Origin of the sequence: Hydrogenophaga sp., from assembly GCF_031426985.1 — a bacterium.
In the GTDB taxonomy this organism is placed as follows: Bacteria; Pseudomonadota; Gammaproteobacteria; order Burkholderiales; family Burkholderiaceae_C; genus Hydrogenophaga.
The window spans coordinates 1-9,986 of record NZ_JASJOY010000119.1; the positions used below are offsets into that span (position 1 = coordinate 1).

A 9,986-nucleotide genomic window follows, 5' to 3' on the forward strand; every position below is an offset into this window, starting at 1 on the left:
ATACCGCTTCCTGCCCGGCATGTCGCTGGGCTGGACCTGGGACTTCCTGCTGCCCATCAGGATCAACGACACGCTGCACGTGAAGTTCACCGTGACCGGCCTGCGCGCCAGCAAGAGCCGCCCGGGCTGGGGCATCGTGATCCTGCCGTCCGAACTCATCAACCAGAAGGATGAAGTCGTCCATCGCGGAGAACACCGCCTGATGATCCCCCGCAGACCAGGAGCCTTCTGATGCAAGCCCTTCCCCTGACCGGCATCCGCGTCATCGACTACAGCCACTTCCTGGCCGGCCCTTACGTGGGTCGCTGCCTGGCCGCGCTGGGCGCCGAGGTCATCAAGGTCGAGCGCCCCGGCTCCGGCGACGCCGGCCGCCAGCACGCGCACATCCTCGACGACCAGACCAGCGGCTACTTCCTGCAGCTCAACATGGGCAAGCAGGGCGTGAGCGTGAACATGAAAGACCCGCGCGGCAAGGACTTCATGCAGAAGCTCTGCGACAGCGCCGACGTGTTCATCGAGAACTACCGCCCCGGCGCGCTCGACAAGCTGGGCCTGGGGTATGCCGAGCTGTCGGCCCGCAACCCCAGGCTGGTGTACTGCTCGATCTCCGCTTACGGCCACACAGGTCCGGACGCGCACCGCGCCGGCTTCGGCCTGATCGCCGAGGCCAAGAGCGGCATCATGCAGATGGTGGGCAACCCCGGTGAAGCGCCGCCGCTGCTGCGCATTTCGCTCGGGGACATGTACACCGGCATCCACGCCGTGGCCGCCATCAACGCCGCCCTGCTCGGCCGCGTGGCCAGCGGCAAAGGGCAACACATCGACATGGCGCTGTACGACACGCTGGTCTCCATGCACGAATACGCGGTGCAGTGCTACACGCTATCGGGCGGTACGGTGCTGCCGCAGCAGACCGGCCACGACATGCCCACCTCCACGCTCTACGGCGTGTTCCGCGCACAGGACGGCGACCTGGTGATCGCGGCGCAGGTGGACGACGCGTGGAAACGCTTCGCCATGCTGCTGGAACAGCACGGCGGCCCGGCGGGCTTTGGCAGCGACACGCGTTTCCACAGCCTGAACGGCCGCAATGACCACCGGGTGGAGATCCTGAGAGCAGTCAAGGCCTGGGTGGCAGCGCGGCCGGTGGCCGAGGTGCTGGCCCTGCTCGACGGCATCGACGTGCCCTCGGCCAAGGTGCAGCGCATCGACGAGGTCATCAACGACCCGCAGATCCAGGCGCGCGGAATGATCCAGGAGCAGGACCACCCGCGCTTCGGAAAGCTGCGCCTGCCGAACCTACCGTTCCGCTTCTCGGACTGCGACACCACCATCCACCAGGTGGCGCCCGACCTGGGCGAACACAACGCCGAGGTGGCCACCAGCCTGGGCTACAGCGCGGCCGACATCGCCACGCTGCAGGCCGATGGCGTGCTGTTTTCAAGATAAGGAGGCCGCCATGTCAGACGCCTACGCCGTGATCGGCAACCCCATCGGCCACACCAAGTCGCCCCTCATCCACGGCCTGTTTGCCGAGGTCACGCACCAGGACATGGTCTACACCGCCATCGAAGGCCGCATCGGCCAGTTCGCGGCCGATGTGGACACCTTCCGTGCCGCCGGCGGGCGCGGGATGAACGTCACCGCACCGTTCAAGCTCGACGCGTTCGCGTACGCCACCGAGCGCTCGCCGCGCGCACAGATGGCGGGCGCGGTGAACGCGCTCAAGTTCGAGGACGGGCGTGTGATCGCCGAGAACTTTGACGGCGTGGGCCTGACCCGCGACGTCACCCACAACCTCGGTCGTGCCCTCCAGGGCCAACGCGTGCTGCTGCTCGGCGCGGGGGGTGCGGCGCGCGGCGCCCTGCTGCCCTTTCTGGAACAACAACCGGCCTCGCTGGTGATCGCCAACCGCACGCTGGAGAAGGCCGAAGCGCTGGCCCGCGAAGCCGCACCCCACGGCCCGGTGAGTGCCTGCGCCTACGCCGACCTGGTGGGCCGGCAATTCGACGTCGTGTTCAACGCCACCTCGGCCAGCCTGCGCGCCGAGCTGCCGCCGGTGCCGGCTTCGGTGTTCGCGCCCGGTGCGCTGGCCTACGAGCTGGCCTACGGCAAAGGGCTCACCCCGTTCCTGCGGCTGGCCCAGCAGGCCGGCGTGACGCAGCTCGCCGACGGCGTGGGCATGCTGGTGGAACAGGCGGCCGAGGCCTTTGCGTGGTGGCGTGGCGTGCGCCCGCAGACCGGCCCGGTGATTGAACGCCTGACCGTGCCGCTGGTCTGAGCCCGCCCGATCGTTTTTCTGTCCACCCGTGCCGGGTACGCCACGGCTGGATGCATTTGCGCAGCGTACCGACCTCAAAAAACCAGGAGACAACATGAAACGACTGATGCTCAAAACCCTGATGGCCGCCATGGCCGTGGCGGCGTTCGGTGTGGTGCAAGCCCAGGAACGCACCCTGAAGTTCGGCCTGAACGGCCCCGAAGGCCACCCCGCCGTCGCCGGCATGAAGAAGTTCAAGGAAGCGGTGGAAGCCAAGTCGGGCGGCAAGATCAAGGTCAGCATCTTCCTCAACGGTGCGCTGGGCAGCGACCAGGCGGTGGTGTCCGCGCTCAAGGGTGGCACCGTCGAAATGGCGGTGATGAACAGCGGCATCCTGGCCAGCGAGGCCAAGGAACTGGCGATCTTCGACTTCCCCTTCCTGTTCGCCAACGAAAAGGAATCGGACGCCATCGTGGACGGCCCCGTGGGCAAGAAGATGCACGCCCTGCTCGAAGCCAAGGGCATCGTCGGCCTGTCGTACTGGGAACTGGGCTACCGCCACATCACCAACAGCAAGCGCGCCATCACCAAGGTGGAAGACATCGAAGGCCTGAAGCTGCGCGTGATCCCCAACCCGATCAACGTCGACTGGGTCAAGGCCCTGGGCGCCAACCCCACGCCGCTGCCCTTCCCCGAGGTGTACGCCGCCCTGGAACAGAAGGCCATCGACGGCCAGGAGAACCCGGTCTCGGTGATCGCGTCCAACAAGTTCTGGGAAGTGCAGAAACACATCACCCTGACCAACCACCAGTACAACCCGCAATCGGTGATCTTCAGCAAGAAGGTCTGGGACAGCCTGACCCCGGCCGAGAAGAAGATCATCGACGAGTCGTCCGACGAAGCCGTCAAGGCCCAGCGCGAAGCCGCCCGGGGCGCGGTGGCCAGGAACCTGGACCTGCTCAAGCAGAACGGCATGACGGTCAGCCAGTTCCCGGCGGCCGAAGTGGACAAGCTGCGCACCAGGATGCAACCCGTGATCGCCAAGTACTCCGCCAACGTGGGCGAAGCCACGGTCAACGAGGTCATGGGTGAACTGGCCAAGCTGCGCAAGTGAGGTGAATCGCGACGCGACGCGACCGGGTTCGCGTCGCCCGGGACGGCCGCCAGGGCTCGACAGCGCACACGGCCTGGCCGCCTCCGGCACCACTGGCCACACGGCCGGCGGTGCAGAACAGACAACAAAATGCGGCCTTGACCCTATACTGCCGGAATGAACGAACCAGTACATTCCCGGAGACATGGGGTTCGCGCCAAGCCGCTGGCGGTGAAGGAAACCACGCGCACCAACGACCCCGAACGGACCATGGCCAACATCATGGCCGTGGCGATGGCGGAGTTCGCGGAGAAGGGTCTGGCGGGGGCGCGCATCGACGAGATCGCAGCGGCCACGCACACCAGCAAGCGGATGATCTACTACTACTTCGGCAGCAAGGAAGGCCTGTACCTGGCCGTGCTGGAGGAAGCGTACCGCCGCATGCGCGAGATTGAAGGCCAGCTCAACCTGGACGATCTGGAGCCCGAGGCCGCGCTGCGCCGACTGGTGGAATTCACCTTCGACCACCACGCCAGCAACGAGCCGTACATCCGCCTCGTCGTCTCTGAAAACATGAACCGCGGCCAGTTCCTGGCGCAGAGCAAAACGATCCAGCAGCTCAACGTGCCGGCCATCTCGTCGATCCACAAGCTGTACGAGCGCGGTGTGGCCAGCGGCGCGTTCCGCCCGGGGCTGGACCCGATTGACATCCACGCCTCGATCTCGGCGCTGACCTTCTTCAACGTCTCCAACCGCCACACCTTCGGGCTGATCTTCAAGCGCGATTTCGCCACCCCCGGCGTGGCCACGCACCGGCGCGCCGCCGTGGTGGACATGGTGGTGCGCTTCGTGAAGCGGTAGTCCCCCCCCCCGCGCCGCCTTCGGCGTCACTCCCCAGGGGGCGATGCGAGCGGCCCGGCAGAGCCGGTTCCGCCGCATCCTGGGCTGGAAGCCACCCTCGCCGGCGGAAGACCGGGTGGAACCAGGGGCAACAAATCAGGGTAATCCCGGATTTATAAAAACTAACCAGTTCGTACATTAATGCATCCGAACCCGCAGGAGACCCCCGTGATCCAGAAATTCATCGACCAATACTGCCGGGCACTGTCCGTGCTCATGGCCCTCAGCCTGGTGCTGATGGTGGTCATGGTGTTTGGCAACGTCGTCATGCGCTATGGCTTCAACTCGGGCCTGACCCTGTCCGAAGAGCTTTCGCGCTGGCTCTTCGTGTGGATGACCTTCCTGGGCGGCGTGGTCGCCCTCAACGAACGCGCCCACCTCGGCACCGACTCGCTGATCGCCCGCCTGCCGGTGGTCGGCCAGAAGCTCTGCCTGGGTCTGAGCTACGTGGCCATGCTGTTCATCTGCTGGCTGATCTTCCAGGGCGCCCTGGAGCAGACCAAGATCAACTGGGACTCCACCAGCGCCGTGATGGAAACCTCCATGGGCTACTTCTACGCCAGCGGCGTGATGTTCGCCGTGCTGGGCGCGCCCATCCTGCTGTTCAACTTCTGGCGCCTGCTCTCGGGCCAGATGGCCGACCGGGAGCTGATCGGCATCCGCGAATCCGACGACATGCCCCACGGCGACCCGCATCCCTGAGCCCGAGCCCCCCCGGAGACACCACATGACCATCCTCATCTTCCTGGGTTCCCTCATGGCCGCCATGGCCGTCGGCATTCCCATCTCGTTTTCGCTGCTGATCAGCGGTGCCGCCCTGATGTGGCACCTGGACATGTTCGACGCCCAGATCCTGGCGCAGAACCTGATCGAAGGCTCCAACAGCTTCCCGCTGCTGGCCGTGCCCTTCTTCATGCTGGCCGGTGAAATCATGAACGCGGGCGGCCTGTCCAAGCGCATCGTGATGTTCGCCATGTCGCTGGTGGGCCATGTGCGCGGCGGCCTGGGCTATGTGGCCATCATGGCCGCGGTGCTGATGGCCGCGCTGTCCGGCTCGGCCGTGGCCGACGCGGCCGCCCTCTCGGCCCTGCTGCTGCCCATGATGGTGCACGCCGGCCACGACAAGGCCCGCTCGGCCGGCCTGCTGGCTTCGGCGTCCATCATCGCGCCCATCATTCCGCCGTCCATCGGCTTCGTGATCTTCGGTGTGGCGGCCAACGTGTCGATCTCCAAGCTGTTCCTGGCCGGCATCGCCCCGGGCGTGATGCTGGGTGTGGCCCTATGCTTCACCTGGTGGTATGTGGCCCGCAAAGAGATGGTGGCCCCGCCCCCGCGCAAGAACGCCGGAGAGGTGGCGCAGGCCTTCAAGAGCGCGGGCTTTGCGCTGGGCCTGCCCATCATCGTGGTGGTGGGTCTGAAGTTCGGTGTGTTCACACCGACCGAAGCCGCCGTGGTGGCCGCGGTGTACGCCCTGCTGATCTCCGTGTTCGTGTACCGCGAGCTCAAGATCAGCCAGCTCTACGGCCTGTTCCTGGCCGCCGCCAAAACCACCGCCGTGATCATGTTCCTGGTGGCCGCGGCCATGGTCTCGGCCTGGCTGATCACCGTGGCCCAGCTGCCCGACCAGCTGGTCGCCATGCTGCAGCCGCTGCTGGACAGCCCCACCCTGCTGATGATGGCCATCATGCTGCTGGTGATCCTGGTCGGCACGGCCATGGACATGACGCCCACCATCCTGATCCTGACCCCGGTGCTGATGCCCATCGTCAAGGCCGCCGGCATCGACCCGGTGTACTTCGGCGTGCTGTTCATCATGAACAACGCGATCGGCCTGATCACCCCGCCGGTGGGCACGGTGCTCAACACCGTGGCCGGCGTCGGCAAGGTCAGCATGGACGAGGTGACCAAGGGCGTGTGGCCTTTCATGATCGCCCAGTTCGGCCTGATGTTCCTGATGGTGCTGTTCCCCGAGATCGTCATGGTCCCGGCGCGCTGGCTGATCGGCAACTGAGTTTTCCTGCGCATCCCGTGAGTTGGTACGCCACGGGCAGCGCTCTCCGGTTCCTGCGTACTGCTTCCCTTCCTTTGGAGACAACATGAAACGTCTGATGCTCAAAACCCTGGTGGCCGCTGTGGCCGTGGCCGCTTTCGGCACCGCCCAGGCCCAGGACAAAACCATCAAGTTCGCCACCCAGAACCCCAAGGGTCACCCCATCGTGCTGGGCATGGAGAAGTTCGCCGAAATCGTCGCGGCCAAGTCCGGCGGCAAGCTCAAGGTCAACCTGTTCCCCGGCGGCACGCTGGGCAGCGACCAGGCCAACGTGTCGGCCATCCAGGGCGGCACGCTGGAGATGGCGTCCATGAACTCGGGCATCTTCGCCTCGCAGGTCAAGGAATTCGCGATCTACGACTTCCCCTTCATGTTCAACAACGAGAAGGAAGCCGACTTCGTGGTGGACGGCCCCTTCGGCCAGAAGCTGCACGCCAAGCTGCAGGACAAGGGCATCGTCGGCCTGGCCTATTTCGAGCTGGGTTTCCGCAGCATCACCAACAGCAAGCGCCCGATCAACACCGTGGCCGACCTGGCGGGCCTGAAGCTGCGCGTGATCCCCAACCCGATCAACGTGGACTGGGTCAAGGCCATGGGCGCCAACCCCACGCCGCTGCCCTTCCCCGAGGTGTACGCCGCGCTGGAGCAGAAGGCGATCGACGGCCAGGAAAACCCGGTCACCGTGATCAACGCCAACAAGTTCTACGAAGTGCAGAAGAACGTGGTGCTGTCCAACCACCAGTACAACCCGCAGTCGGTGATCATCAGCAAGAAGTTCTGGGACGGCCTGGACGCTGGCCAGAAGAAGATCGTCAGCGAAGCCGCTCTTGAGGCCGCCAAGTTCCAGCGCGCCCAGGCCCGTGCCCAGGTCGCTGGTGCCCTGGACAACATGAAGAAGAACGGCATGCAGGTCACCCAGCTGCCGCCCGCCGAAGTGGCCAAGCTGCGCGACATGATGCGCCCCGTGACCGCCAAGTACGCGGTGAACGTGGGCCAGGAAACCGTCAAGGAACTGCAGACCGAGCTGGCCAAGATCCGGAAGTGATTTGACCCACCCCTGCCACGGCCCTGAAGGGCCGTGACCCCCTCAAGGGGGCGATGCGAGCGGCCCGGCGAAGCCGGTTCCGCCGCATCTGCTGGATCAGGCACTTCTCGTCACCGCCCCAGCCTGTCGGTTCTGCATTCGGTGCTGGCAGGCACCTTCTTTCAATCATCTCTCCACCATGTCCAAGACCCGCATGGCCGTTGCTGGTGCTGGCCTGATCGGTCAGGCCCACATCCGCGTGCTGCAGGCCAGTCCCAGCTGTGCGCTGTCGGCCGTGGTGGACCCTTCTCCTGCGGCGGCCGCCGTGGCCGCGCAGGCCGGTGTGCCGCTGTTCACCAGCCTCGACGCATTGCTGGCCAATGACCGGCCCGACGGGGTGGTGCTGGCCACGCCCAACGCACTGCACCTGCCGCAGGCGCTGCAGTGCATCGCCGCCGGTGTGCCCGTTCTGGTGGAAAAGCCCATCGCCACCACCGTGGCCGAAGGCCAGACCCTGGTGGACGCCGCCGAGCGGGCCGGCGCCCGCGTGCTGATCGGCCACCACCGCGCCCACAGCCCCATCATGGCCAAGGCCAAACAGGTGGTCGCATCGGGCCAGCTGGGCCGGCTGGTCAGCGTCATGGGCAGCGCCACTTTCTTCAAGCCCGACCACTACTTCGACGACGGCCCCTGGCGCCGCGAACCCGGTGGCGGCCCGATCCTGATCAACCTGATCCACGAGGTGCACAACCTGCGCATGCTGTGCGGCGAGATCGTCGCGGTGCAGGCCTTTGCGTCCAACGCCATCCGCGGCTTCGCGGTGGAAGACACCGTGGCCATCAACCTGCGTTTTGCCAGCGGCGCGCTGGGCAGCTTCATGCTCAGCGACACCGCCGCCTGCCCGCGCAGCTGGGAACAGACCAGCCAGGAAAACCAGGCCTACGCCACCTGCGAAGACGAAGACTGCTACGTGGTCGCCGGCACGAACGGCAGCCTCTCGGTGCCGACCATGCGGCTGAAGACCTACCCGCGCGATCAAGACCGCTCGTGGTGGAAACCGTTCGAGGTGGGCACCGTGGGCCTGGTGCGAGACGACCCGCTCAAACACCAGATCGAACACTTTGGCGCCGTGGTGCGCGGCGAAGCCAGCCCGCTGGTGACCGCGCGCGACGGTCTGCAGAATCTCAAGATCACCGAAGCCATCGCCGAAGCGGCCGCCACCGGCCGCGTGGTCACCGTGCACTGATCGCACCGACTCCCCTCCCAAGGAACACCGCATGAAGAAGATCCTCATCCTCAACGGCCCCAACCTCAACCTGCTGGGCACCCGCGAACCGGCGCAGTACGGCTACACCACCCTGCCCGACGTGGAAGCCTTCTGCAAGGCCCACGGCGAGAAGATCGGTTACGCAGTCGAATGCCTGCAGAGCAACTGGGAAGGCGCGCTGATCGACCGCATCCACGAAGCCGGCCGCGAGTACAAGGCGGGCGAACTGCTGGGCATCGTGATCAACCCCGGCGCCCTCACCCACACCTCCATCGCGCTGCACGACGCCATCAAGGGCGTGGACCCGCTGCCCGTGATCGAGTGCCACATCTCCAACGTGCATGCGCGCGAAGAGTTCCGCCACCACTCGTGGGTCTCGCCCGCGGCGGCCGGCATCGTCATCGGCTTCGGCGTGGACGGCTACCTGATCGCCATGGACGGCCTGGTGCGCAAGTTCGTCCACTCCGCCGCCACGAAAAAGCCCTGAAGACGCCCAGGCCACCCCGGCCGTGAACGGGCGGGCGGCGGCCCGCCAGCGGCTGCGGGCTTACCCCTAAAGCGCGCGATAAACGAACGATATTGAACGTTTAACAAACTGAAGTAACGCGACCCGCGACCCGATTTCGCACCCGTCTGCCTACAGTCCCCACCCATCCACCTTCACCCCCAACCCACCACCCCATCACGAGATCGTCACGAACCCGGCTATGCCGGGCCACAGACGACACCCCCTGGAGGGGGGCGGGGCACACCGAGTCCACACCATGATCAACGGCAACACCGAACTCATTGCCCACATAGGCTACCCGACGCATTCGTTCAAGTCGCCGATGATCTACAACCCCTACTTCGAACACGTGGGCGTGAACGCGATCGTGGTGCCCTTCGGCTGCAAGCCCGAGGACTACCCGGTCTTCCTCAAGAGCGTGTTCAGCCTCACCAACATCCGCGGCGCGCTCATCACCATGCCGCACAAGGTGGTGACGGTGGGCCTGCTCGACGAGGTGACCCCAACCGTGAAAGTGGCCGGCGCCTGCAACGCGGTCAAGCGCCTGCCCGACGGCCGCCTGGTGGGCGACCAGTTCGATGGCGCCGGCTTCGTGCGCGGCGTGCAGCGCAAGGGCCTGAACCTCAGCGGCGCGCGCGTGCTGGTGGTGGGCAGCGGCGGCGTGGGCTGCGCCATTGCGGCCTCGCTCGCGGGCGCGGGCATCGCGGCCATCCACCTGTTCGACGTCAACACCGCCTCGGCCGAAGGCCTGGGCGAGCGCATCCGCGCCAACTACCCGGGCATCGACGTCAAGACCGGCAGCAACGACCCGGCCGGCTACGACCTGGTTGTCAACGCCACGCCCATGGGCATGAACGAAGGCGACCCGCTGCCCATGGACGTGT

General features: G+C 66.0%; 11 protein-coding genes. All 11 read left to right on the forward strand.

Annotation, left to right across the window (positions count from 1 at the left end):
- The coding region (locus RMP09_RS14685; protein WP_409559736.1) for a MaoC family dehydratase at nt 1-232 on the forward strand (232 nt) is incomplete at its 5' end.
- Nucleotides 232-1,449: a CoA transferase gene (locus tag RMP09_RS14690; protein ID WP_310566726.1), complete on the forward strand. Its 1,218-nt coding sequence runs from the start codon at nt 232-234 to the stop codon at nt 1,447-1,449. The genes RMP09_RS14685 and RMP09_RS14690, both read left to right, overlap by 1 nt.
- 10 nt (nt 1,450-1,459) lie before the next feature.
- On the forward strand, nt 1,460-2,281 hold the full coding sequence (gene aroE / locus RMP09_RS14695; protein ID WP_310566727.1) for a shikimate dehydrogenase: 822 nt from the start codon (nt 1,460-1,462) through the stop codon (nt 2,279-2,281).
- A gap of 94 nt (nt 2,282-2,375) precedes the next feature.
- On the forward strand, nt 2,376-3,374 hold the full coding sequence (locus RMP09_RS14700) for a TRAP transporter substrate-binding protein (RefSeq protein WP_310566728.1): 999 nt from the start codon (nt 2,376-2,378) through the stop codon (nt 3,372-3,374).
- Nucleotides 3,375-3,530: 156 nt separating this feature from the next.
- Nucleotides 3,531-4,214, forward strand: a complete 684-nt coding sequence (locus RMP09_RS14705; protein ID WP_310566729.1) for a TetR/AcrR family transcriptional regulator — start codon at nt 3,531-3,533, stop codon at nt 4,212-4,214.
- Between the two features lie 207 nt (nt 4,215-4,421).
- Nucleotides 4,422-4,955: a TRAP transporter small permease gene (locus RMP09_RS14710; RefSeq protein ID WP_310566730.1), complete on the forward strand. Its 534-nt coding sequence runs from the start codon at nt 4,422-4,424 to the stop codon at nt 4,953-4,955.
- A 25-nt stretch (nt 4,956-4,980) separates the two neighbouring features.
- Entirely contained in the window at nt 4,981-6,264 is a 1,284-nt protein-coding gene (locus RMP09_RS14715) for a TRAP transporter large permease subunit (protein ID WP_310566731.1), read from the forward strand.
- An 85-nt stretch (nt 6,265-6,349) separates the two neighbouring features.
- Nucleotides 6,350-7,348 (forward strand): TRAP transporter substrate-binding protein, encoded by a 999-nt coding sequence (locus RMP09_RS14720; RefSeq protein ID WP_310566732.1) that lies wholly within the window; start codon nt 6,350-6,352, stop codon nt 7,346-7,348.
- Between the two features lie 178 nt (nt 7,349-7,526).
- Nucleotides 7,527-8,573: a Gfo/Idh/MocA family oxidoreductase gene (locus RMP09_RS14725; RefSeq protein WP_310566733.1), complete on the forward strand. Its 1,047-nt coding sequence runs from the start codon at nt 7,527-7,529 to the stop codon at nt 8,571-8,573.
- A 31-nt stretch (nt 8,574-8,604) separates the two neighbouring features.
- Entirely contained in the window at nt 8,605-9,081 is a 477-nt protein-coding gene (gene aroQ, locus RMP09_RS14730) for a type II 3-dehydroquinate dehydratase (RefSeq protein WP_310566734.1), read from the forward strand.
- Nucleotides 9,082-9,358: 277 nt separating this feature from the next.
- A partial coding sequence (locus RMP09_RS14735) for a shikimate dehydrogenase family protein (protein ID WP_310566735.1) occupies nt 9,359-9,986 on the forward strand: 628 nt, incomplete at its 3' end.